The organism is Xanthomonas sp. NCPPB 1826 (genome assembly GCF_056725285.1).
In genome coordinates this window covers 1,576,429-1,599,482 of sequence record NZ_CM161521.1, presented here as the reverse complement: position 1 = coordinate 1,599,482, position 23,054 = coordinate 1,576,429, and the positions used below count along the sequence as shown (strand labels likewise).

14 protein-coding genes are annotated in these 23,054 nt (G+C 65.8%); 4 read left to right on the top strand and 10 right to left on the bottom strand.

What is annotated here, in order from left to right:
- The first annotated feature begins 120 nt into the window (after window positions 1–120).
- On the top strand, window positions 121–2,202 hold the full coding sequence (locus AC1PLA_RS06855) for a 3-hydroxyacyl-CoA dehydrogenase NAD-binding domain-containing protein (protein ID WP_104600855.1): 2,082 nt from the start codon (window positions 121–123) through the stop codon (window positions 2,200–2,202).
- 169 nt (window positions 2,203–2,371) lie between these two features.
- Here AC1PLA_RS06855 and AC1PLA_RS06850 read toward each other — a convergent pair whose 3' ends face one another.
- The 3 genes from AC1PLA_RS06850 to AC1PLA_RS06840 all read right to left on the bottom strand — a co-directional run bounded on the left by AC1PLA_RS06850 (window position 2,372) and on the right by AC1PLA_RS06840 (window position 7,697).
- A complete protein-coding gene (locus AC1PLA_RS06850; RefSeq protein ID WP_481105840.1) occupies window positions 2,372–5,224 on the bottom strand; it encodes a TonB-dependent receptor in 2,853 nt (950 codons plus the stop codon).
- Between the two features lie 390 nt (window positions 5,225–5,614).
- On the bottom strand, window positions 5,615–7,198 hold the full coding sequence (locus tag AC1PLA_RS06845; protein ID WP_481106168.1) for a tetratricopeptide repeat-containing sulfotransferase family protein: 1,584 nt from the start codon (window positions 7,196–7,198) through the stop codon (window positions 5,615–5,617).
- Window positions 7,199–7,238: 40 nt separating this feature from the next.
- A complete protein-coding gene (locus AC1PLA_RS06840; protein ID WP_481105839.1) occupies window positions 7,239–7,697 on the bottom strand; it encodes a hypothetical protein in 459 nt (152 codons plus the stop codon).
- A gap of 161 nt (window positions 7,698–7,858) precedes the next feature.
- On the opposite strand from AC1PLA_RS06840, the gene AC1PLA_RS06835 reads away from it, so the two are divergent.
- On the top strand, window positions 7,859–9,361 hold the full coding sequence (locus AC1PLA_RS06835) for a sulfotransferase family protein (protein WP_481105838.1): 1,503 nt from the start codon (window positions 7,859–7,861) through the stop codon (window positions 9,359–9,361).
- A gap of 23 nt (window positions 9,362–9,384) precedes the next feature.
- On the opposite strand, the gene AC1PLA_RS06830 is transcribed toward AC1PLA_RS06835, so the two are convergent.
- The 7 genes from AC1PLA_RS06830 to AC1PLA_RS06800 all read right to left on the bottom strand — a co-directional run bounded on the left by AC1PLA_RS06830 (window position 9,385) and on the right by AC1PLA_RS06800 (window position 18,417).
- Window positions 9,385–10,668 (bottom strand): aspartyl/asparaginyl beta-hydroxylase domain-containing protein, encoded by a 1,284-nt coding sequence (locus AC1PLA_RS06830; protein ID WP_481105837.1) that lies wholly within the window; start codon window positions 10,666–10,668, stop codon window positions 9,385–9,387.
- 171 nt (window positions 10,669–10,839) lie between these two features.
- Entirely contained in the window at window positions 10,840–11,805 is a 966-nt protein-coding gene (locus AC1PLA_RS06825; RefSeq protein ID WP_349779128.1) for a cation diffusion facilitator family transporter, read from the bottom strand.
- Window positions 11,806–12,692: 887 nt separating this feature from the next.
- Entirely contained in the window at window positions 12,693–13,595 is a 903-nt protein-coding gene (gene mmsB / locus AC1PLA_RS06820; RefSeq protein WP_349779256.1) for a 3-hydroxyisobutyrate dehydrogenase, read from the bottom strand.
- 158 nt (window positions 13,596–13,753) lie between these two features.
- Window positions 13,754–14,941 (bottom strand): enoyl-CoA hydratase/isomerase family protein, encoded by a 1,188-nt coding sequence (locus AC1PLA_RS06815; protein WP_193552793.1) that lies wholly within the window; start codon window positions 14,939–14,941, stop codon window positions 13,754–13,756.
- Window positions 14,926–15,723: an enoyl-CoA hydratase gene (locus AC1PLA_RS06810; RefSeq protein ID WP_481105836.1), complete on the bottom strand. Its 798-nt coding sequence runs from the start codon at window positions 15,721–15,723 to the stop codon at window positions 14,926–14,928. The genes AC1PLA_RS06815 and AC1PLA_RS06810 overlap by 16 nt, the downstream gene beginning before the upstream one ends.
- Window positions 15,720–16,901 carry an acyl-CoA dehydrogenase family protein gene (locus AC1PLA_RS06805; RefSeq protein ID WP_102583613.1) on the bottom strand — a complete coding sequence of 394 codons (1,182 nt, stop codon included), beginning with the start codon at window positions 16,899–16,901 and terminating at the stop codon, window positions 15,720–15,722. The genes AC1PLA_RS06810 and AC1PLA_RS06805 overlap by 4 nt, the downstream gene beginning before the upstream one ends.
- Window positions 16,902–16,911: 10 nt before the next feature.
- Window positions 16,912–18,417, bottom strand: a complete 1,506-nt coding sequence (locus tag AC1PLA_RS06800; protein ID WP_104552914.1) for a CoA-acylating methylmalonate-semialdehyde dehydrogenase — start codon at window positions 18,415–18,417, stop codon at window positions 16,912–16,914.
- Between the two features lie 123 nt (window positions 18,418–18,540).
- On the opposite strand from AC1PLA_RS06800, the gene AC1PLA_RS06795 reads away from it, so the two are divergent.
- Both AC1PLA_RS06795 and AC1PLA_RS06790 read left to right on the top strand, forming a co-directional pair.
- Window positions 18,541–19,926 carry a short-chain fatty acyl-CoA regulator family protein gene (locus tag AC1PLA_RS06795; protein WP_481105835.1) on the top strand — a complete coding sequence of 462 codons (1,386 nt, stop codon included), beginning with the start codon at window positions 18,541–18,543 and terminating at the stop codon, window positions 19,924–19,926.
- Window positions 19,927–20,288: 362 nt separating this feature from the next.
- On the top strand, window positions 20,289–22,973 hold the full coding sequence (locus AC1PLA_RS06790) for a TonB-dependent receptor (RefSeq protein ID WP_481105834.1): 2,685 nt from the start codon (window positions 20,289–20,291) through the stop codon (window positions 22,971–22,973).
- Window positions 22,974–23,054: the final 81 nt, after the last annotated feature.

The window sequence follows — 23,054 nt, the reverse complement described above, 5'->3', positions numbered from 1 at the left end:
CACTGGCGACGCCTCGCACGAGGCGCGCGCCGCCCTGCCGACAGGTATGGGTATTTGACGTGAAGGAAACAACCTCTGGATGATAACGACCTTTCCTTATATCTCCGGACGGCCAGACGCATGCTTCCAGGTTTCGACGGGCTCCGATTCAGCCATTGGCAGGCCGACCTGCGCGAGGACGGCGTGGTCGTGCTCAGCCTTGATCGTCAGGCCGCACCGGTCAACGCGTTTTCGCAGGAGGTGCTGCTCGAACTGGGCGCGCTGGTCGAACGCCTGGCGCTGGACCCGCCCAAGGGCGTGGTGGTGCGCTCGGGCAAGCCCAACGGCTTCATCGCCGGCGCCGACCTGAAGGAATTTCAGGAGTTCGACCGCAAGGGCACCGTCAACGATGCGATCCATCGCGGCCAGAGCGTCTTCCAGAAGCTGGCCGAACTGCCCTGCCCCACGGTCGCGGCGATCCATGGCTTCTGCATGGGCGGCGGCACCGAGATTGCGCTGGCGTGCCGGTATCGCGTGGCCTCCGACGATGCCAGCACGCGCATCGGCCTGCCGGAAACCAAGCTCGGCATCTTTCCCGGCTGGGGCGGCAGCGCCCGCTTGCCGCGCCTGATCGGTGCGCCAGCGGCGATGGACCTGATGCTGACCGGCCGCACCGTCGCGGCCAAGGCCGCCCGCGCGATGGGCCTGGTCGACAAGGTCGCCGCGCCCGCGGTGCTGGTCGATGTCGCGGCCGCGCTGGCGCTCACCGGCAGCAAACGCCCGTTCAAGCAGCGCGCCACCGCGTGGGCCACCAATACCTTGCTCGCGCGCAAGCTGCTGGCGCCACAGATGCGCAAGCAGGTCGCGCGCAAGGCGCGCAAGGAGCATTACCCGGCGCCCTACGCCTTGATCAATGTGTGGGAGCGTGCCGGCGGCAGCGGCATCCAGGCGCGCCTGGCGGCAGAGCGCAAGGCGGTGGTCAAGCTTGCCAGCACGCCGACCGCACGCAACCTGATCCGCATCTTCTTTCTCACCGAGCGCCTGAAAGCGCTGGGTGGCAAGGATGCCGGCGCTGCGGCGCCGGCTCCGATCCGCCATGTGCATGTGGTCGGCGCCGGCGTGATGGGCGGCGATATCGCGGCCTGGGCGGCGTACAAGGGCTTCGAGGTGACGCTGCAGGATCGCGAGCAGCGCTTCATCGATACGGCGCTGGGCCGCGGCGGCGAGTTGTTCGCTAAGCGCGTCAAGGACGAGGCCAAGCGGCCGGCGGTGGCGGCGCGCCTGCGTGGCGACCTGGCCGGCACGGGCGTGGCGCAGGCGGACCTGGTGATCGAAGCGATCATCGAGAACCCGCAGGCCAAGCGCGAGCTGTATCAGTCCATCGAGCCGCAGCTCAAGCCTGATGCCTTGCTGACCACCAACACCTCGTCGATTCCGTTGACCGAGCTCCGGGGGCATATCCAGCGCCCGGCGCAGTTTGCCGGCCTGCACTACTTCAATCCGGTATCGATGATGCCGCTGGTGGAAATCGTGCAGCACGACGGGCTGGATCCGGCCAACGTCGCGCGCCTGGCGGCGTTCTGCAAAGCGCTGGACAAATTCCCGGTACCGGTGGCCGGCACCCCGGGCTTCCTGGTCAATCGCGTGCTGTTCCCGTACCTGCTCGAAGCGGCGACCGCCTATGCCGAAGGCGTACCGGGCCCGGTGCTGGACAAGACCGCAGTGAAGTTCGGCATGCCGATGGGGCCAATCGAACTGATCGACACGGTGGGGCTGGACGTTGCCGCCGGCGTGGGCGCGGAGCTCGCACCGTTCCTGCACCTGCCGATTCCGGCGGCGCTGGCCACCGTGGAGCCGGGCAAGCGCGGCAAGAAGGACGGCCAGGGCCTGTATAAGTGGGAGAACGGGCGCGCGGTCAAGCCCGAGGTCGCCAGCGGCTACGAGGCGCCGGCAGACCTGGAAGATCGCTTGATCCTGCCGCTGCTCAACGAAGCCGTCGCCTGCCTGCACGACGGCGTGGTGGCCGACGCGGACCTGCTCGACGCCGGCGTGATCTTCGGCACCGGCTTTGCCCCGTTCCGCGGCGGCCCGATCCAGCACATCCGCAGTGTCGGCGCCGACGCCTTGCTGGCACGTCTGCAGGCACTGCAGGCGCGCTATGGCGAGCGTTTCGCGCCGCGCCCGGGCTGGCAGTCGCCGTTGCTGCGTGAACCGGTGGCGTGAGCCGTCGACGCTGTCTTCGACGTCGATCAGCCACGCAAGCGGCGGGCGATCGGCGACTGGGGTGATCTGCAGGTTGCAGCGCGGCAAGCCATCGACCCACGCTTCGCAGGCAGCAAAGAACAACGGCGAGCCAAGGCTCGCCGTTGTTTTTACCAACTTGCAACATGCCTCAGAAACGCAGACCCACACTGGTGAAGAAGTAACGGCCCGCCTGGTCGTAACCGGCGAGCGAGTTGCCGTTGAAGGTCAGGCTGCCGCCCACCAGCGGCGGCTCCTTGTCGGCGATGTTGTTGATGCCCAAGGTCCAGGTGACGTAATCGCCCAACTGCATCGAACCGGACAGGTCGAAGTAGTTGTACGCCGACACCTTGTTGTCCTGGTTCACCAGGCGTACGTCGGTTGTGCCACGGGTGCCGTCGGTGTTCTGGTAATCCAGCTCACCGATATAGCGCCAGCGCAGACTGACGGTGTAGCGATCGAAGCTGTAGCGCGTGCTCAGCACATGCCGCCATTCGGCACTGTTGCAGGCCACGTTGACCACGCCCGCGCAGTCGTAGGTCACTTCCTGCACACCCGGAACCGGCTCGTACTCCTGCTTGATGGCGTAGCTGCCCATCATCGAGGCGGTCAGGCGCCCGGGACCGACACTCCAGGCATACGAGGCGGTCAGATCCACACCCTGGAAATGCAACGAACCAAAATTATCCTGGGAATTGAGGATCAGACCGGACACGTCCGGGTCGCTACCGCGGAACAGATCGCCCGTGGTGGCATTGCGGCGCACGCGGCTGCAGATATCCGCATTACCGGTCACTCCGCATGCGGTAAGGATGTTGGACGAGCCGATGCTGCGGATCGCGTCGTCGATCTTGATGTCGTAGTAATCCACGCTCAGATCGAGCCCCTTGATCGGGCTGGCGGCAAAACCGACGGTCCAGGTGTTGGCCGTTTCCGGCTGCAATGTCGTATTGCCGCCGCCGATTTCGTTGTACTGGCCGGCCGGGTTGGCTGCAACGCGGCCGTATTGCGCCGCAGTCACACCGGTGTTGGCGCACTGGGCCTGGGTAAAGACCGGATTGGCACCGGCACACGGATCGCTACCACTCCATAGCCCGATCGTATTTTCGTTATACAGCTCGGTCACGTTCGGAGCGCGGATCGCACGGTTCCAGCCCGCGCGCAGGTGGTACTTGCCATCGACGAATGTTGCACCCAGACCGGCCTTGTAGGTACTCACGCCACCGGAGGTGTCGTAGTCCGAATAGCGATAGCCAAGCTGCATGTCGAGGTGATCCAGACTACCGGCCTGCGCCACCAGCGGCACCGCGCCTTCGAGGAACAGTTCCTTGACGCCGATGTCGCCGGACACATTGGAGGTCGGTCCACCCAGGCCGGTGAAGTTGCCGGTCTGCATGTTGCTGTCGGCCACCCGCTTGAAGGTCTCGTTGCGGGTCTCGACACCACCGACCAGACTGATTGGGTTATCGCCGGCCCACGGCAGGCTGTAGCCGAAATTGCCGGTCACATAAGCGTTGAACACGCGCATCGAGGTTTCGTAGTTGACGATACCCACGCCCTGCAACGCCTCTGCCTCTGCTGCGGTGACACTGTCGGTCCACACGCTGTAGGGCACGCAGCCATCGAACGAACCAGGCTGGCAGCCCAGTAGTGCATCGCGGACGCGCGTGGTCACGAAGTCGTTCCTGTTTTCCGACTTGGTGGTGCTGCGGTTGTAGGTGAACGAGGCGTCGTACGACCAGTTGTCGTTGATGTCACCCTGGGCGCCGGTGGTGATGCTGAAACTGTTGGTATCCGAGTCGGTGATGCGCGGGCCGCCTTCGACGTTGCGCTTGGCCACGTAGACGGTGAACTCGTCGTCGGTGATGCCCACATCGTTGCACAGGCTACCGATCACCGAGGTGGCGCAGTTGACGTTGAGGTCGGTGAAAAACGCACCCGACGGCGCGATCTGGGTCGAACTCTTGCGGTTGACGAACAAGGTTTCGAGATAGGGCTTGAAGTGCTCGTTGACCTCGTACTTGATGTTGGTGCCGGCCGTGTAGCGCGTGTCCGGACGCTGGTAGTAATTCAATGGCGCGAAGTTGTAGAGATTCGGAGATGCGACCTGCGACCAGGTGCCGCCGGCTGAAGGCTGCACGTAGAACGCGCCAGCCGACGGAGCGACGACATAGAAGTTGGCCGGATCTGCGGTGGCAGAGCCGCCGCACGCGGTGCCGCGGTTGCTCAATGCGCATGCGGAGTAATCGCGCTGGCCCTGCAGCAGTGGATCGTTCTCGCGCCAGGTGGCCCATGCGGTGGCATGCCCCGCCTCGCCGAAGCTGCCGCCGATGGCCAGGTCCATATTGCGGGAGATACCGTCGAAACCGGAATTTCCAGTTGGATAATCGTAACCGGCGTCGTCCATCAGGCCGCGCATCAAGGTGTTGCCGTTGTCGTGCTGGTAGGCGTTGTAGCCCATGTCGACACTGACACCTTCGAACTCGTCGTCGAGCACGAAATTGACCACGCCGGCGACGGCATCCGAGCCGTACACCGCCGAGGCGCCGCCGGTCAGGATGTCCACGCGGCGCACCAGCGCTGCCGGAATGATGCTGATGTCCGGACTCTCGCCGATGCCTTTGGGAATGCGCCTGCCGTTGACCAGGGTCAAGGTGCGCTGCGCGCCCAATCCACGCAGATCGAGGGTCGCATACCCCTGCGAGCCATTGTTGGCGAAGTTGTCGAAGCTCGCCGAGAGCTGCGGGTACTGATTGATCAGATCTTCGACCTTGGTCGAGCCGGTGTACTGGAATTCTTCCTTGTTGATCTCTGCCACCGGACTGGAGGCAGTCATCGTCTGGCTCTTGATGCGCGTACCGGTGACACTGATCGCGTCCAGGCTCTTGAGTTCCGTCGAGGGCTGCTCCTGCGCCATCACGGTTCCCGACAGGGCCAACGCCGCAGCGCCAACCGTGAGCGATACCCGGATGGCGTCGCGCAGCTTGGTGGTCTTCAATCTCATCTCTCTCTCCGAGAAGTTCGAACGGGTGAGCGCAACGCACTGCATCGGCATCTGAGGCAATGCCGGCACGTGCTGCGACGTCGTTGGCAAGCGCATCAAACTGCGCTTCCACACTGGCGAACGGCCGGACGAAAGAGCGCCCGAAAAAACGTTGCCAACCCGATGTTAAGACCACGTTGAGGAGAATTAAAGCGCCATTCAGAAATGCTCCGAATCGGTGCGGCGAATCCCCAAAAGAGTGCGGATGTCACGGAAAAAGCGGCCCTCTGGGGCTCTTTTCTCTCGTGGAGCCCGATTTCGCTTTGCTCGTTCGTTCGTTCGTTCGTTCGTCGGTCGCGAGCCAACCGCTCGCTCAGTTGCAAGAACTATTGGTCGGCCAGCGAGAAACTCTTACAACGCTTCGACGCCGGGCACGATCACGCCAGCTGCCTGAAGTCGCGTCAACACTGGCAGCAGTCCGTCCAGATGACGCCGAGAGCTATGCACCGAGCGTTGGTGGACATCGCCGCGCACCTGCGCTGCGCTCGCAGTCACGAACGGCACATGCTGCAGTTCGGTGATGGTGTCACTGCGCTCCAGCCCGCACCAGCTCAGCACCCGCGTGATCTGTTGGTCGGTGTCGCGCACCAACTCTTCGTAGTGCACGTCGAGAATGCTGCCGGGCAGCACCGCATGCCAGTGCCGCATGGTCTGCTGGTAGGCCAGGTAGTAATCCGCGAGCTCATCGAGCGCATACGAGAACGGATAGGCGTTGTAGAACAAGGTCTTGTACATCGCATAACAGGTGTCTAGCGGATCGCGCACCAGATGGATGATGCGTGCACGCGGCAGCGCGGCGGCAATCATGCCGCAATACAGGTAATTGACCGGCAGCTTGTCGATGAACACCGGATGGTCGTGCATCAGCTCACGGGCGCCGCGCAGATACTCCTGCCCAAGCGCCGCGAAATCGATCTGCAGCGATGCCTGGGCGGCGGTCAGTTCGGGATTGGTCGACAGTACGCCGGAGGTCGCACTGCCGAGCAACGCACCGAAATCCATCAGCTCCCCGGCCGAGCGTGCACCGCCGCGCTGGATCAGCAGGCGCTCCAGCAAGGTGGTGCCGGAGCGTGGCAAACCGACGATGAAGATCGCCCCCTCGCCCGCATGACCAGGTTGCAGTGCGCGCAAGGAAGCCGGGTCGTACGCCTCGCGCACCTGAGCGATATGCGCACACTCGGCAGCAACGTCGTATTGCAGTGTCTTGCGCTTGCAGGCCGCTGCGGTGGTCAATGTCGCGAACGACTCCGCATGCTGGCCCAGGTCCTCCAGCTCCTTGCTCAAGGCGTACAGACCGGCCGCTCGGGCGGATGGTTCCGATAGCGTGGTCAAGCGGTGACGCAGATCGTCCAGATGGTTGTGCTGCCCGGTCTGGCGCCGGAGCGTGGCGCGCAGGTACAAGGCATCGCCCGTGCCGGGTGCCAGTTGCAATAGCCGCTCCAGGGTGCGCTCAGCCGCATCGAATTCACCGCCAAAGAACTGCATCGTGGCAAGGTCGTACAGCAAGCCGGGCTGTTCTCCCAGCAATGTCATCGCATGCCGATACGCGTCGCGGGCGGCCGCCACCTCGTGGCAGCCACTGTACAGCGCACCGATCCGCCACCATGCAGCGCCGTCGGCGGCCGCCAACGCCTGCGCCTGGCCGGCGACAAGCCGGGCCTCGCGTCGGCGACGCAGCTGCAGCAGCAAGCTACCGTACTTGATCAACAGCGGGAGCGGTGACGTTGCAACCGCCGCGGCCTGTGCGATGCGGTCGGCTGCGGCCTGCGGATCGCCGTTGGCCAGCCGGGCTTCACTGGCAAGCTCCAGCAGATGCGCATTGCCAGGCTGCTCTGCGCAGGCGCGGTCGGCGAACACAGCTGCCTCGGCATAACGTCCCTGACGCAGCAGTTGATACCCGTTGTGCAACAGGGCGCGCAGCTGTCTCTCAGTCATTCGTTCTCTTCTGTTTGTTGCGATGCCGTCGTTGGCCTGGCTAGTCGATACGGCGGGCGCGTAGCGCCACACCGGCAGCGGTGACCAGCATGTAGCTTCCCATTGCGGCCTTGCGGATCACCACGACCTCGCCCTCGGCCAGCGGCCCGCGGCTGGTCGCTTCTGTCAGCGCCCAGCGCTGGCGACTGTCCAGCGACACGATACGTGTGCCGTCTGGCTGATACGCCACCGCTAGCACCTTCGCGGTGAGTTGCGCAGGTACTGATTGCTGCGCACCTGTCGCTGCCGAGGCCTGTTGGCTGCTGCGGCCGAATGCCCTGACTGCCCTATCCGCCTCCGCAGCCCGCACCGCCTGCGTTGGCGGGAAGCTGGCGTCATAGCAGGCCAGCCGCGGCAAGGGATCGAGTACTGCGGCGCAGCGATGCGTCGGCACGTCCTGCGCCGATGCCGCCCAGGCGCAGCTCAACACCGTCAGCCCCAACACCACTCGCTTGTGCATGCGCGCATCTTCACTCGTCGATTGCAGCAGAGCATACAAGGCAAGTGGCGAACGCAGGAAAGACCGCTCATCACCGTCCCGCCATGGGGCGATTGAATGCACCGACGGCGCCGCCTAAGCTGCAGGTCTCCAACCCGTTGCAAGATTGCCTGGAAAACGCCTTGGACCCGTCCTTGCAGCACGCCGCACGCTTACTGCAACAAGGCCATCTGGCGCAGGCAATTGTCGCTTATCGCCACATCCTGCAGACGCAGCCCCGCTGCGCCGATGCCTGGTACAACCTGGGATATCTGCTGCGCCAGACCGGCCAGGCATCCGCCGCACTGGACGCTTATGCGCAGGCATTGCAGCACGGTGCCGCGCTGCCGGAGCAAATCCATCTCAATCGCGCCGCGTTGCTGAGCGACCATCTACATCAGGAGGCGGCAGCGCTGAAGGAACTTGATCTGGCATTGCAGTGCCGGCCGGACTACGCCCCTGCCTTGCTCAATCTGGGCAACCTGCAGGAGGAGCTGGGCGCACGCGGCCAGGCGGTCGCCGCCTATCGCCGGCTGCTCGCCAATCCTCCTGTCGATGCCCAGACACGGGCGCTGCAGCTGCAAGCCACCGCACGCCTGCTGCACCTGGATCCTCCAACCCATGCGCAGGACACACGCCTGCTCGCACTTGCGCAGGCAGGCTCGGTCGCGGGGCAGGATCCTGCGTTGACGGCCACGCTGCTGCATGCACTGGCCCATGCCTATGACCGCCTCGGCCTGCACAGCCAGGCATTCGATGCGGCCAGTGCCGCCAACCGGCATGGCCATGCACATGCACGGCGCTACGACCCGATCCGCACACAGCAGCAGTTCGACAGCATCGCTGCGGTATTTGCCGATGCAAGCGACGCGCGCCAGCCACCGCCCATGGCCGCTGTCGACGACGCGGTACCGCCACTGTTTATCTGCGGCATGTTCCGCTCCGGCTCCACCTTGATCGAACAGGCCTTGTCGCGCCACTCCTGCATCGCCGCCGGGGGCGAACTGGATGCGTTGCCGCGACTGGTTGCACGGTCGCTGTCGCCGTTCCCGCAAGCCGCGCAGCATCTGTCCTCGCACACGCTGGCGCAGCTGGCCGCGGCCTATCGTCAACGCGTGGCTGCGGCCGTTCCCCAGCATGCGCAACTGCGTTACATCACCGACAAGCGCCCCGACAACTTTCTACTGATCGGGCTGATCAAGCAGCTGTTTCCGGCGGCCAGGATCGTGCACACACGTCGTCACCCGCTGGACAACGGGCTGTCGATCTTCATGCAGCAGCTCAATCCACAACGGTTTGACTATGCGGGCCGGCTGGAGGACATCGGGCATTTCTATGCCGCCTACCAGCGACTGATGGCGCATTGGCTGTCGCTGTACCCGGACAGCATCCATACCTTCGACTATGACGCCTTCGTCGCCGCGCCGGAACGCAGCCTGCGTGCACTGCTGGACTTTTTGCAGTTGCCCTGGGAACCGGATTGCCTGGATTTCCACAAGGCGCCTGGAGCCGTCAGGACAGCCAGCTACTGGCAGGTGCGCCAACCCCTGCATGGCGATGCATCCGGACGCTGGAAGCCCTACGCGACCCAACTCTCTCCGCTGCGCGCCACGCTTGCCCGGTTCGGCATCATACCTGCGGACTGAACCGGCCGACTACCGGCAACACCTCATCCCGCACGGTGGCGCGCAATCGCCGTCTCCATGGCATTGACCATCTGCCGCTCCTCCTGGCTCAGCAGCGGGTTCCAGACATCAAAGATCAGCACCGCACGCAGCTGCGCGCTCGTGTTGCGCGCCTCATGCTCGATCGAGTCGTCGAACACCAGCACCTTGCCGACCTCCCAGTGCCGCCAGTCGTAACCGACCCGGAAGCTGCAGCCCTCGGGCACGATCAACGGAAGATGCGCCACCAGACGTGCGTTGGTCTCACCATGGTGCGGCGGAATGACCGTCTGCGGCGCAAGCACCGAAAACATCGCGTTCGGGCACACGCCGTCGATCTGCGCCGCATCGACCAATGCCAACGCGGCGGCGGTTGCCGGGCACTGCCGCAGATGTTCATCCACCGGCTGTCCATGTGCCCACAACGGGTAGGAACTCCATGCCGGCGAATGGTTGAGCTCCTTCCACTGATTGACCGGCTGGTCCGGCGCGTAGGCGATGTAGGGCGCAAAGCCGCCCTTGTCCTCGCACATGACGGCGCGCAGTTCCTGCGCGATCGCCTCGGTCTGACGCTGTACTGCAGCGATCCAGGGGAACGCGTCCGGCGGGTGAAACGGCAGGGCTGGCAGTCGCGGGATGTACAAGCGGTTGGATTGGGAATGGAACGGGCGACTGCGCCCGCATGCGATCGCGGCTGCCTCCGCCCAGCGTCCTGCGAGCGCGGCGTCCAACGCGATGCCAGGAGCATCCAGGACGGCGCGCAATTGCGCCTCCAGCTCAAGCGTGTCCTGCTCCACTGCCTGCGTGGCCAGGGCCAGCTTGCGACGCAACACCGCCGGCCACTGCGGCTCCGGTGGCGCGACCTTCAGCGCATCGCGATAGACACCGGCGGCGGCGCGCGGGCGGCCGCGCGCCTGCAGGAATGCGGCCTTTGCCAGCAGCCCGGGCAGGAAGTACGCATCCAGCGCCAACGCCGCGCTGATGGCCTGCCATTCGCCCTCCACATCGCCTTGCGCCTGCTTCACCACCGCAATGGTCAGCACGACCATCGGATCGCCCGGGCTGCTTGCGCGTGCGCCTGCCAGGTACTCCAGCGCCGCCGTCGCATCGCCGCGCTGGTAGGCATGCACGCCCAGGCTGTACAAGGCCTGCGGGTGCGTCGGCGCCAACTGCCGCACCTGTGTCCACAACTGCTCGGCCTGTTGCCATTGCCCGGCCGATGCCGCCGCGCCCGCCTCGGCAATCAGCGCAGCAATGCGTTCGTTGCGTTGTTCGATCTGTACCGCCATCGCGCCGCCGGCCTCGCAGTCTTTCCCGGCTCGATCATACGGCCTGGGCGGCAGCTCGGCAGCCGGACGGCTCTTCCCTCTATCGGACAGGCTGGCCTGGCTGGGTCCTGCTCCAGGCAACGCCATTCGACCGCCGATCAGACAACAAGCCCACTGGCGGCGTGGTCCGCGTCAGTGCGAGTGGCCGCCGTGCGAATGCGCGTGACCACGGTGATCGTCATGCGCGGAGCCTTGCGCGGCCGGCGCCGCGCCACACGGCTCGGTGCCGCAGTCGCCGCTCTCCACCTGCAAGGTGACGTGGGTGATCTCGAAGCGCGCGTGCAGCAGCTCGGCGAGGGCGTCGCGCAGGCGGTCGCGGTCGGTGGTTTCACTGACCACCACGTGTGCGGTGAGTGCGGGCGTGCTTGAGGCCAGTGCCCAGACATGCAGGTCGTGCACGTCTTCGACGCCGGGGTAGCTGCTCAGCGCCTGCTGCACCTGCGGCAGATCGATGCCTTTGGGCACGCCTTCCAGCAGCACGTTGATCGCCTCGCGCAGCAGCACCCAGGTGCGCGGCAGCACCCACAGGCCGATCAGCACGGCCAGCACCGGGTCGATCCACTGCCAGCCGGTCCAGCGGATCAGCAACGCGCCGATGATCACCGCCACCGAGCCAAGCATGTCGCTCCAGACCTCGAGATAGGCACCCTTGACGTTGAGGCTCTCGCCGCTGCCGGCGTGCAGCAGCTTCATGGCGATCAGATTGATCACCAGGCCGAAACCGGCGATCAGCAGCATGCCGCTGGAGGAAATATCTTGCGGTGCGCGGAAGCGCTGCGCGGCCTCCCACAGAATGTAGGCGCCGACTGCGAACAACAGCGCGCCGTTCGCCAGCGCGCCGAGCGCTTCCAGCCGCACATAGCCATAGGTGCGGCGCGCATCGGCAGGACGACGGCTCAGGCGCACGGCAAGCAGAGCGATCATCAGGCCGACGGTGTCTGTGGCCATATGTGCGGCGTCGGACAGCAGCGCCAGGCTGTTGGTGATGAACGCACCGATGACTTCCGCCAACAGGAACGTGGCGGTAAGTCCCAGCGCCCACCACAGCGGTGTCTCGTGACGGATTTCGCTGGGTGCGTGGTTGTGGTCGTGTCCCATGGATGCGGTGGCCTCGTGCAATGCGCGCACCTTAGGCGCACGCGATGGCGGAGACTATTACACCCGGGCGTGATGACATCACATCACGCGAGCGCGGCGTTGCACCTTGTTGCCCAGGCCGGGTAGCGACTTGGAGCGGCCAACAGAACCTCTCAAACGCCGCAGCGATGGCGGCAACGTGTCGGCAACCCTCGCTTTCGTTAGCGGGTGGAGTGATGTCGTATTGGCGGTGACATTGCTCGGATAGAAAGAAGCTGATCAGACCCCACCTCATCGGACGGCTGCACTGCTTGCACTACTTCCACTGCTTGCACTGCTTGCACTGCTTGCAACCATGCGTACCTACCATCGTGACTGGTCCTTGCCCGCCTACCGTCGCGGGACCTTACGCGGCATGGATGCCGCGTAAGAGCCTACATGGACGTACTTGCGGCGTGTCCCGCGATGGTGGGCGGGCAAGGGCCCTGCAGCAAAACCACAGCGTCGAGTGCGCGGTGCCCTCACCGCTCGCGGGACACGCCGTGAACCCGTCCCTGGGGGCTCGGTGGCGGCATCCATGCCGCCACACGGTCCCGCAATCGGCGAGGACACCGCACCAGACAGTTTGCTGGCTGTCTTACTGAAAACCATGCACACCAATCAACTCGACAGGTCCTTGCCCGCCCACCGTCGCGGGACCTAACGCGGCATGGATGCCGCGTAAGAGCCTACATGGACGTACTTGCGGCGTGTCCTGTGATGGTGGGCGGGCAAGGACCTCGCAGCCAAGCCGCAGATCATCCGCTCTACAGCCGACTTCCCAGTTCGATCAACTCTCCAGACAGATGCGAACTGCCACTCCGGCTACTCCTCCTTGACGGTGGGCCTAAACGCTTTGTTAGCCGCTCTCAAACCTTGGCCACCAGCTTGATCACGCTGGAGAAATCCAGCGCACCGTTGCCGGCCTGGCTGTTCATCGCGTACAGATTGCGCGCCAGCTCGCCGAGCGGAATCGACACGCCCGCCTGCACTGCGGATTCGGCGACCAGCCCCAGGTCCTTGAGCATCAGATCGTTGCCGAAGCCGCCGCTGTAAGCGCGCGATGCCGGCGCGTTGGGCAACACGCCCGGCCAAGGATTGCACACTTCGGTGGCCCAGCTGCGCCCGGTGCTGACCGCCATCATCTGCGACAGCACCGCCGGGTCCAGCCCCTGCGCAACACCGAGCGCCAGCGCCTCGCCGGTGGCGGCCATGATCACGCCCAGCGCCATGTTGTTGCACAGTTTGGCGACCTGGCCGGCGCCGTTGTCGCCGACGTGGAAGATGTTCTTGCCCATTGCCTGCAACACCGGCCGCGCACGCTCCAATACCTGCGCGGCGCCGCCGACGATAAACGTCAGGCTGCCTGCCGCCGCGCCCGCCGTCCCGCCGGAGACCGGCGCATCCAGCACCGCCAGGCCACGCGCCTGCGCTTCGGCGGCGAGTTTGCGTGCGCTGGCGGGTGCGATGGTGCTGCAGTCGATCACCAGGGCAGCGGCAGGAATCTGCGCCAGAATCCCGGCCTCGCCCAGGTACAGCGCTTCGACATGGCGGCTGGCCGGCAGCATCGAGATCACGATCTCGGCGTCGGCCAGGGTGTCGTGTGCGGAGCTGGCGGCATGCGCGCCGGCAGCAACTGCCGCGTCCAGCGCAGCGGGCACCAGATCGAATACCCGCAGCTGGTGCCCGGCCTTGCTGAGGTTGGCGGCCATCGGCCCGCCCATATTGCCCAGGCCGATAAAAGCGATTTTGCTCATGGTGTGGTTTTCCAGGGTTGGGCGGCCATCACCAACTGGCGCGGCCGTCGAATGGTGTGCCCGGCCGCAGCGCAGCGCGGCAAACGGGCGCAGTGGCGTCCCTCGGTCCTGCAATGCGGATGCGGCTCATTGTCCGCATCCGCCAAGACCGTTCGCGGCGGCGTGTCAGCGACTCAACCTGCACCAAGATCGGCAAGCGGATGCCGTGCGGGTGGCCAGGGCGATTGCAGGAATGCCGCCGCCCATTGCGCATCGGCCTGCTCGAGCGCGGCAGGCTGCCACTGCGGCGTGCGGTCCTTGTCGATCAACAGCGCGCGAATGCCTTCGGCGAAGTCGCCATGCGCGGCGGCATGCAGCGCCACCACGTACTCGGTGCGAAAGGTGTCTGCCAGCGTGCCGGTGCCCGGGTGACGTTGCAGCTCCCAGGCCAGGCGCGCCGAGCCGGGGGCGCCGGCTGCCAGCGTGGCACGCGCGGCCTGCAGCCAGGCATCTTCGCTTTGCAGTGCCAGGATTGCGGCGACCACCTCCTGCAGCGTCTGGCCTGCCACCAATTGCGCGATCAGCGCCGCATGCACCTGCAGCGGGCCCGGCTCCAGCGGTTGCGCAATCCCGTGCAGGAATGCGCCGAGCTGGGCGCGATCCTCATCGGCATCGCCTGTCCAGGCATGCGCGTCCAGGGCGTCCAGCACTGCCGCGTACTGCGCATGTTCCAGGCGGACATCCGCAAGCCCGGCATAGATGGCATCGCTGGCATCCAGCGGCGCGCCGGTCAGTGCCAGAAACAATCCGGCGCCGTGCGGCACGCGGCGCAACAACCAACTGCCACCCACGTCGGGAAACAGGCCGACACTGATCTCCGGCATCGCCAGCCGCGAGCGCTCGGTGACCACACGATGGCTGGCGCCGGACATCAAGCCGATGCCGCCGCCCATGACGATGCCGTGGCCCCAGCACAGCAGCGGCTTCGGGTAGGTGTGGATGCGATGATCGAGCCGATATTCCTCTTCGAAGAACGCAGCGGCGTGCGCATTGCCCTGCGGTTGCGCGCGACGTTGCTGCGCGTCCGGCACCGCCTCACGATGCGCGCGCATGCTCTGGTACAGACCATGCAGGTCGCCGCCCGCGCACAACGCCTTCTCGCCGGCACCACGCAGCACCACGCAGGCAATCTGCGCGTCGTCGGCCCAGACGCGCAGCTGTGCATCCAGCAAGCGCGTCATCTGCAAGGACAGGCCGTTGAGCGTCCTGGGCGCATTCAAGGTGGCGATGCCGATGCGATGCCCGTCGGCGCAATCGCGTTGTTCGAACAGCACCGGGGCTTCTTCGGGGAGGCTCACATCCAGCATCAGCCACTGCTCCACTGCGGTGCGCGCTTCTCGAGAAAGGCCGCCACTCCCTCGGCCTGATCGGCCTGCTCGAACAGGTCGACGAAGGCTTCGCGTTCTGCCACCAGCGCGGCGGCATGCGTGCCGTGGCGGGTGGACTGCACCAGGCGCTTGCACGCCGCGACGCTGGCCGGACTCTGCTTGCCGGCGCGCTGTGCCCAGGCGATGGCCAGCGCGCGCGACTCGCCCGTGCCCACCACCTCTTCCACCAGGCCGATGCGGTGTGCTGTGGCGGCATCCAGACGCTCGCCGAGCAGGATCATGCGCTTGGCCCAACCCTCGCCGACCAGGCGCGGCAGGTTCTGGGTGCCGCCGGCGCACGGCAACAAGCCGACGCTGGCTTCCGGCAAGGCCAACTGTGCGTGTTGCTCGGCAATGCGCAGGTCGCAGGCCAGCGCGCACTCCAGGCCACCGCCCATCGCATAGCCGTTGATGGCAGCAATCGACACGCCGCGAAACGCGCTCAAGGCTTCGAAGGCTTCGCCAAAGCGACGCGCGGCCTCCCGTGCAGCAGCCTTGTCGCCATCGGCAAACTGCTTGAGATCGGCGCCGGCACTGAAGAACTTCTCGCCGTCGCCAGTGATCACCAGCGCGTAGATGCTGCGATCCGCATCCAGCGCGCGGACCAGATCGCGCAAGGCCGCAAGGCTGTGCACGGTCCAGGTGTTGGCTGGCGGATTGCGCAAGGTGACGATGGCGACATGGCCGTCGCGTTCGACATGTAAACCGGTATGCGTGCGTGTTGCCCAATCGCTCATCGCAATTCCTCCTCGCCGTTGAGCAGGTGGCGCGCAATGATCATGCGCATCACCTCGTTGGTGCCTTCCAGGATGCGGTGCACACGGCTGTCGCGCAGCAGGCGCTCGATCGGATATTCGCGGATATAGCCGTAGCCGCCGTGGATCTGCAAGGCATCGTCGCAGATCGCAAAGCCGGCGTCGGTGGCGAAACGCTTGGCCATCGCGCACCACACGGTGGCATCGTGGCTGCCGGCATCGAGCTTGCGTGCAGCGGTGTGCACCATCTGCCGCGCGGCCACCAGTTGCGTGGCCATGTCGGCCAGTTTGAACTGCAGCGCCTGGAAATCGGCCAGCTTCTTGCCGAACTGCCGGCGCTCGCCCATGTAGCGGCGGGCGGCGTCCAGCGCGCCTTGCGCCGCTCCCAACGAACAGGCGGCGATATTGATGCGGCCGCCATCCAGTGCCTTCATCGCCATCTTGAAACCTTCGCCTTCCTTGCCCAGCAGATTGCCGGCCGGAATGCGCACGTTCTCGAAGCTCACCCCGCGCGTGGGCTGGCTGTTCCAGCCCATCTTCTCTTCCTTGCGGCCGTAGCTGATGCCGGGCGCATCGGCGGGCACCACGAAGGCGCTGATGCCGCGCGCGCCGTCGTCGCCGGTGCGGGCCATCACCACCAGCACATCGGTGGCGCCCGCACCGGAAATGAAGGCCTTGCTGCCGTTGAGCACGTAGCTGTCGCCGTCGCGCTGTGCGCGCGTCTTGAGCGAGGCCGCGTCCGAGCCGGCACCCGGCTCGGTGAGGCAGTACGAACCCAGCTTGGCGCCGCTGGTCATCGCCTCGCCCCACTGCGCGCGCACCGCGTCGTTGCCGTAACTGGCGATCAACCAGGTGGCCATGTTGTGGATGCTGATGAACGCCGAGGTGGATGGATCGACCGTGGCGAGTTCCTCAAAGACCACTGCGGCATCGAGCCGGCGCATGCCCAGGCCGCCCACGCCCTCATCGGTGTACAGCCCGCAGAATCCCAGCTCGGCCGCCTTGGCGATCGCCTCGCGCGGGAAGTGGCTTTCCGCATCCCACTGCGCGGCGTGCGGTGCGAGTTCCTTGTCGGCAAAGTCGCGCGCGGCAGCGCGGAAGGCTTCCTGCTCGTCATTCAAATCGGCTGTATTGGCGTGTAGCTGGATGGCTGCATTCATGGCGATCGTGTCACTTGAGGGAGATGGTGGTGTTGACGCCGTGGCCCAGCGTTTCGTCGTCGAACCAGCGCGCGGTCACGGTCTTGGTCTGGGTGTAGAACATCACCACCTGCTTGCCGTACGGGCCCAGGTCGCCGAGCTTGGAGGCCCGCGATCCGGTGAACGAGAACAGCGGCACCGGCACCGGGATCGGCACGTTGATGCCGACCTGGCCCACGTCGATGTCTTCCTGAAAACGCCGCGCCGCCGCACCGGACTGGGTGAATAAGGCGGTGCCATTGCCATTGGGGTTGGCATTGACCAGGGCGATGGCCTCGTCCAGCGTGGCCGCCTCCAGGATCACCAGCACCGGTCCGAAGATTTCCTCGTCGTAGATGCGCATGCCCGGCCTCACGCCGGAGAAGATCGTCGGGCCGACGAAGTTGCCCTGCTCGAAGCCCGGCACGCTGGGCGCGCGCCCATCCAGTTCCAGTGTGGCGCCCTGTTCGACGCCGGAGGCGATCAAGCCTTCCACACGCTCGCGCGCCGCGCAGGAGATCAGCGGCCCGACCTCGGTGCCCGGCGCATTACCCGCCCCCAGGGTCAGGCCCTTGGCCTTGGCCACCAGCGCCGGAATCCATTGCCGCGCCTCGCCCACCAGCACCAGTGTGGATGCCGCCATGCAGCGCTGGCCGGCCGCACCGAAGGCGGCGCCGACCATCGCATTGAGCGTCTGTTCCTGATTGGCGTCCGGCAGCACCACGGCATGATTTTTCGCACCCATCATGCATTGCACGCGCTTGCCGGCCAGCGAGGCGCGCCGATAGACGTGCGTGCCGACCCTGGTCGACCCGACAAACGACAGCGCCTTGATGTCCGGGTGGTCGCACAACGCGTTGACCACGTCTTCGCCGCCGTGCACGACATTGAGCACGCCCTTGGGAATGCCCGCCTCCAGCGCCAGTTCCACCAGCCGCATGGTCACCATCGGGTCCTGCTCGGATGGCTTGAGCACGAAGGTGTTGCCGGTGGCGATGGCCATCGGAAACATCCACAACGGAATCATCGCCGGGAAGTTGAACGGGGTGATGCCCGCGCACACGCCCAGCGGCTGCAGCAGGCTATAGGTGTCCACGCCGTTGGCGACGTTGTTGGCCAGCTCGCCCAACTGCAGGTTGCCGATCGCCGCGGCGTGTTCCACCACTTCCAGCCCGCGGAACACATCGCCTTCGGCATCGGCCAGGGTCTTGCCCTGCTCGGCGCTCAACAACGCGGCCAGCTCGGGCATGTGTTCGCGGATCAACTGCTGGTATTTGAGGAAGATGCGCGCACGCGTGCCGATCGGGGTCTTGCGCCAGCTCACGAAGGCCTGGCTGGCCGCCGCCACCGCCGCGGCCACTTCGCCGCTGGTGGCGAACGGCACCTGTGCCAGCACCGACTGGTCGGCCGGGTTGACCACGTCCTGCCAGTGGGTGCTGGCGGAGGTGACGAACTGGCCGTCGATCAACAGGGAAACGCGCGGGACGGAATCACTCATTGCAGGGTCGCTCGCAGAAGGTTGCTACAGATACTTCGCATTGTTCGCACCGCGACCTGGCATTCCCAGCCCGAGACTGCTTAATCGCGCTAAGCTGCCGCCACTATTTTGCGAATCTTGCAAATGCCCCAGTCGCAACTCCCGCTCCGTCACCAGCTCGGCCTGCGCCTGCAGCGGCTGCGCCAGCGCCACGGCCTGACCCAGGCGGAGCTGGCGCGCCGGCTCGGGCTGTCGCCGAGCTACCTCAACCAGATCGAGCGCAACCAGCGCCCCCTGACCCTGGCAATCCAGCAGCGGCTCAAGGTCGCGCTGGGCGATCTGGACGGCCTGCTCGACCTGGACGACCCGGCCGCGCTGGTCGAGCCGCTGGACGAATCGCTGCGCAGCCTGGGCCACAGCCTGTCGGCCGCCGAGCTGCGCGTGCTCACCGGCAACCTGCCGCAGGTGGCCCAGGCCTTGCTGGACCTGCACCGCGCCCACCAGCACCTGCTCGAGCGCACCGCCGCACTGGAAATACAGATCGGCGCCGACCACGCCGCACTGCCCTCGCTGTCGCCGGGCGAGCAGGTGCGCGATTACTTCAACCGCGCGCACAACTATCTGCCGGAACTGGATGAGCGCGCCGAGGCGCTGTATGCCGAACTCGGCCTGACCTCGGACAACCTGCCGCTGCGGCTGCGCCAACGCCTGGCCGATCGCCACGGCCTGCTGGTGCAGGATGCGCCCGATCTGCACAGCGACAAGCGCAGTGTGGATACGCAGGCGCGCGTGCTGTGGCTGCCCGCGCATCTGCGCCCCGGCCAGCAGGCCTTCCAGATGGCCGCGCAACTGGCGTTGCTGGAATGCGCGCCCTTGCTCGACGCACGCATCGCCGACGCCGGCTTCGAAGATGCCGAGCGTATCGCGTTGTCGCGGATCGGGCTGTCGAACTATTTCGCCGGCGCGCTGGTGATGCCGTATGGCCAATTCCTGCGCAGCGCCCAACGCTCGCGGTACGACATCGAATGGCTGGCCGATCGCTTCGGCGTCGGCTTCGAGGCGGTCTGCCACCGGCTCAGCACCTTGCAGCGGCGCGGTGCGGCCGGGCTGCCGATCTTCTTCATGCGGGTCGATCGTGCCGGCAACGTGTCCAAGCGCCACTCGGCCACCGACTTCCACTTCTCGCATGTCGGCGGCGCCTGCCCGCTGTGGATCGTCTACGAAGCCTTCAACCAGCCCGACCGCATCCTGACCCAGATCGCGCGCATGCCCGATGGCCGGCGCTACTTCTGGCTCGCCCGCCAGGTCAGCAGCGGCGCACCGGGCTACGGCCGCCCGCGCAAGACCTTTGCGTTGGCGATGGGCTGTGACCTGCGCCATGCCGATCAACTGGTGTATGCGCGCGGCTGGGACCTGGACGCGGTGGACGATGCGGTGCCGATCGGCCCCGGCTGCCTGACCTGCGAACGCAACGACTGCGTGCAGCGCGCCTTTCCGGCATTGCCCCGATTATCTGCCAACGCGCGCTAGGCCGAGACCCGGTTCCGTCGCGTCGACCAGGCAACCGTGTTTCCCGGTACACGCAACTCACGCCGCAACTGTGACCAGGCAGACGCTACCGCTGCACTGCAGCATTCCAACGCGAGATAGCTCACGCAAAATGCTTCATTGGAATGGAATGGCTTGCGCTTCTACCCTGAAGCGGACACATGCAGGACAGGGGGACGTCAAGGCGATCGACCATCGTCGCAGCGTCACGCAAACGATCAATCAGCTCCACACCGCAGCAACCGCCATGCCCGCGTTGGACACGCCAACGCGCAGCCGCTCCACAGCGCCGCACCAGCGGCCACTATTTCATTCGGTAACTTTGTCCTGGGAGGGATCAAACGATGCCCGTTCACCACACTGGCCACCCGGCCAGCCGGCGTCTGCGCCGCACGCCCGTGCGCGACGTTCTCTGCACCACCATCGCCTGCGTGCTGGCCACCGCGTTCAGTGCGCAGGCACAGGACAGCGCGCCTGCCGCGCCGCCGGCCACTGATGCCACCACCACGGCTGCGCCGCCGGTCACGCTCGACAACATCACCGTGATCGGCCAGCGCGCCAGCCTGAATCAGGCGGTGCAGGCCAAGCAGATGTCCGATCACGTCATGGAAGTGATCTCTGCCGACAACATGGGCCAGATGCCCAACGTCACCGTGGCCGAAGCGCTGGTGCGCCTGCCCGGCGTCAACGGCACCCGCGACCGCGGCAACGAGAGCCTGGCCACCGTGCGTGGCCTTGGCCCGCGCATGACCATGGGCACCGTCAACGGGCGTGAAATCGCCTCCTCCGAGCCCAATCGCGCCGTGCGTTGGGAAGTGTTTCCCACCGAGATCGTCTCCACCGTCAAGGTCTACAAGACCCAGTCGGCGGACCTGGTCGCCGGCGGCCTTGCCGCGACGGTGGACATCTCCACCATCAGCCCGCTGGACTACACCGGCCCGGGCTTTGTCGGCACCGCCGGCCCGGTGTTCTACGACCACGCCAAGGACGTGGACGGCTATTCCCCGTGGGGCAGCCGCTTCGGTGCCAGCTGGGTGCACCAGATCAACGACAACCTCGCGGTTGCGCTCGGCGCCACCTACCAGAAGCAGAAGAACTCCAACTCCTCGATCGGCAGCTGGGGCTATACCGATGCCACCACCTCGCGCGACGTGGATGGCGACGGCCGCGTGGACCCGACCCCGTTCGGCGCGGCCGACCAGCTCAAGCTGACCGAGCAGACCCGCACCGGTGCGATGGGCACGGTGCAATGGCGTTCGGGCAACTTCGAGTTGAAGTTCGACGGCCTGTATTCGCGTATCGAGATCGACGAGGACCAGTTGCAGAACTGGTTCAACGGCCTGGCCTACAGCACCTTCTCGACCGGCGCCAATCCGTACACCACGCCGGGCTCGTCCTACACCATCGTCGATGGCGACGTGGTGGCCGGCACGCTGGCCAACTCGAACCTGCAGGTCGACCATGTGGTCAGCCACTACAACGAGGTCAAGACGCTCACCGCCGGCGGCCTCAACGCCAAGTGGAGCGGCGATGTGTGGACGCTGGGCAGCGACCTGTCGTTCTCGCAGGCCAAGCGTGACAACACCTGGCAGGCGGTGCGCTTCGGCAGCAACCCGGACACCGTCTCGTTCGATTTCCGCCGCAGCGTCACCCCCACCATCAGCACCAGCTCGGACACGCCCGAGTGGGGCATCGCCGGCCAGACCGAGCCGCAGGGGCTGCGCGACAAGATCGCCGCGCTGGCGCTCAACGCCAGCCGCCCGGTCGATGCCGCGGCGTTCACCTCGCTGGAATTCGGCGCACGCGCCGCGCGCCGCGAGAAGCAGAACCGCCGCTTCATCAGCAACCAGTCCGGTTACGACCAGCCGATCTCGGCGTACCAGGGCCTGATCTATCCGGTCACCATGCCGGACTTGAACGTGCCCACGCTGACCGGCGGCAACATGGATGCCATCGCCGAGATCGGCTTCGGCGGTTTCGACCCGGCCACGCTCGACGAGCAGTTGCTCGACCACTGGAACGTCAAGGAAGACGTGCGCGAAGCCTTCGCCAAGGCGGTGTTCAGCTCGCAGCTGTTCGGCACCGATGTCACCGGCAACATCGGCGTGCGCCTGGTCAACACCAAGACCACCAGCGACGGCTTCGATTCGGTCGGCACCACCGTGCAGGCGAGCAGCGACAGCAAGGAATATACCGACGTATTGCCCAGCGCCACCGTCAACTTCCTGATCGACGATCAACGCATCCTGCGCTTTGCGGTGGCCAAGGTCATCGCGCGTCCGCCGCTGGACGAGTTGCGCACCGGCCGGCGCCTGGATGACCCCAACGTCACCGTCGGCCAGCTCACCGGCAGCGGCGGCAACCCGCAGCTGGATCCGTTCAAGGCCACCCAGGTCGACCTGTCCTACGAGTGGTACTTCCACAAGGAAGCGCTGGCGGCGATTGCGGTGTATCGCAAGGAAGTGGATTCCAGCATCGGCTACCGCACCGACCGCGAAGTGATCAACGGCCTGGATTACCTGGTCAGCGCGCCGTTCAATGGCGGCGGCGGGCATATCAATGGTGTGGAACTCACCTTCCAGACGCCGTTCTACTTCATCCCGCACATGGAAAACTTCGGCGTCTACTCCAACTTCTCGCTGGTCGATTCCAACCTCAAGGAATTCTCGCCGGAAGACAACCCGCTGCCGCTGAGCGGGCTGGCACGCAAGACCGGCACCTTCGACCTGTGGTACAGCAACGGCAGCTTCGAAGCGCGCGTGGGTTACAAGTACCACAGCCCCTACACCGTGGTGTACGGCTGGAATGCGGCGCGGCTGGCACGGTTGCAGAGCGAAGGCACGGTGGATCTGAGCCTGAACTGGCAGTACAGCAAGCAGCTCGGTTTCCGCTTCCAGGCCGGCAACCTCACCAACGAACCGCTGCGCGCCTACACCGACAACAAGCCCAACCGTCTGGCCAATCAGGACGACGGCGGCTATCAGGTGTTCGGCCGTCGCTACTCGCTGGAAGCGACCTACAAGTTCTAAAGCACCGCTGACACCGCTGCTGCACGCCTGCTCCACCACTGCGCACGGTGTGCGCAATCGCCTACGTTACTGACGTTGTGA

Excerpts from the sequence above, each read along its gene's own strand:
- AC1PLA_RS06790 (WP_481105834.1), top strand. The coding sequence starts at position 20,289 with ATGCCCGTTCACCACACTGGCCACCCGGCCAGCCGGCGTCTGCGCCGC.
- AC1PLA_RS06855 (WP_104600855.1), top strand. The coding sequence starts at position 121 with ATGCTTCCAGGTTTCGACGGGCTCCGATTCAGCCATTGGCAGGCCGAC.
- AC1PLA_RS06845 (WP_481106168.1), bottom strand. The coding sequence starts at position 7,198 with ATGACTGAGAGACAGCTGCGCGCCCTGTTGCACAACGGGTATCAACTG.
- AC1PLA_RS06800 (WP_104552914.1), bottom strand. The coding sequence starts at position 18,417 with ATGAGTGATTCCGTCCCGCGCGTTTCCCTGTTGATCGACGGCCAGTTC.
- AC1PLA_RS06795 (WP_481105835.1), top strand. The coding sequence starts at position 18,541 with ATGCCCCAGTCGCAACTCCCGCTCCGTCACCAGCTCGGCCTGCGCCTG.
- AC1PLA_RS06850 (WP_481105840.1), bottom strand. The coding sequence starts at position 5,224 with ATGAGATTGAAGACCACCAAGCTGCGCGACGCCATCCGGGTATCGCTC.
- AC1PLA_RS06830 (WP_481105837.1), bottom strand. The coding sequence starts at position 10,668 with ATGGCGGTACAGATCGAACAACGCAACGAACGCATTGCTGCGCTGATT.
- AC1PLA_RS06805 (WP_102583613.1), bottom strand. The coding sequence starts at position 16,901 with ATGAATGCAGCCATCCAGCTACACGCCAATACAGCCGATTTGAATGAC.
- AC1PLA_RS06840 (WP_481105839.1), bottom strand. The coding sequence starts at position 7,697 with ATGCACAAGCGAGTGGTGTTGGGGCTGACGGTGTTGAGCTGCGCCTGG.
- AC1PLA_RS06825 (WP_349779128.1), bottom strand. The coding sequence starts at position 11,805 with ATGGGACACGACCACAACCACGCACCCAGCGAAATCCGTCACGAGACA.
- AC1PLA_RS06810 (WP_481105836.1), bottom strand. The coding sequence starts at position 15,723 with ATGAGCGATTGGGCAACACGCACGCATACCGGTTTACATGTCGAACGC.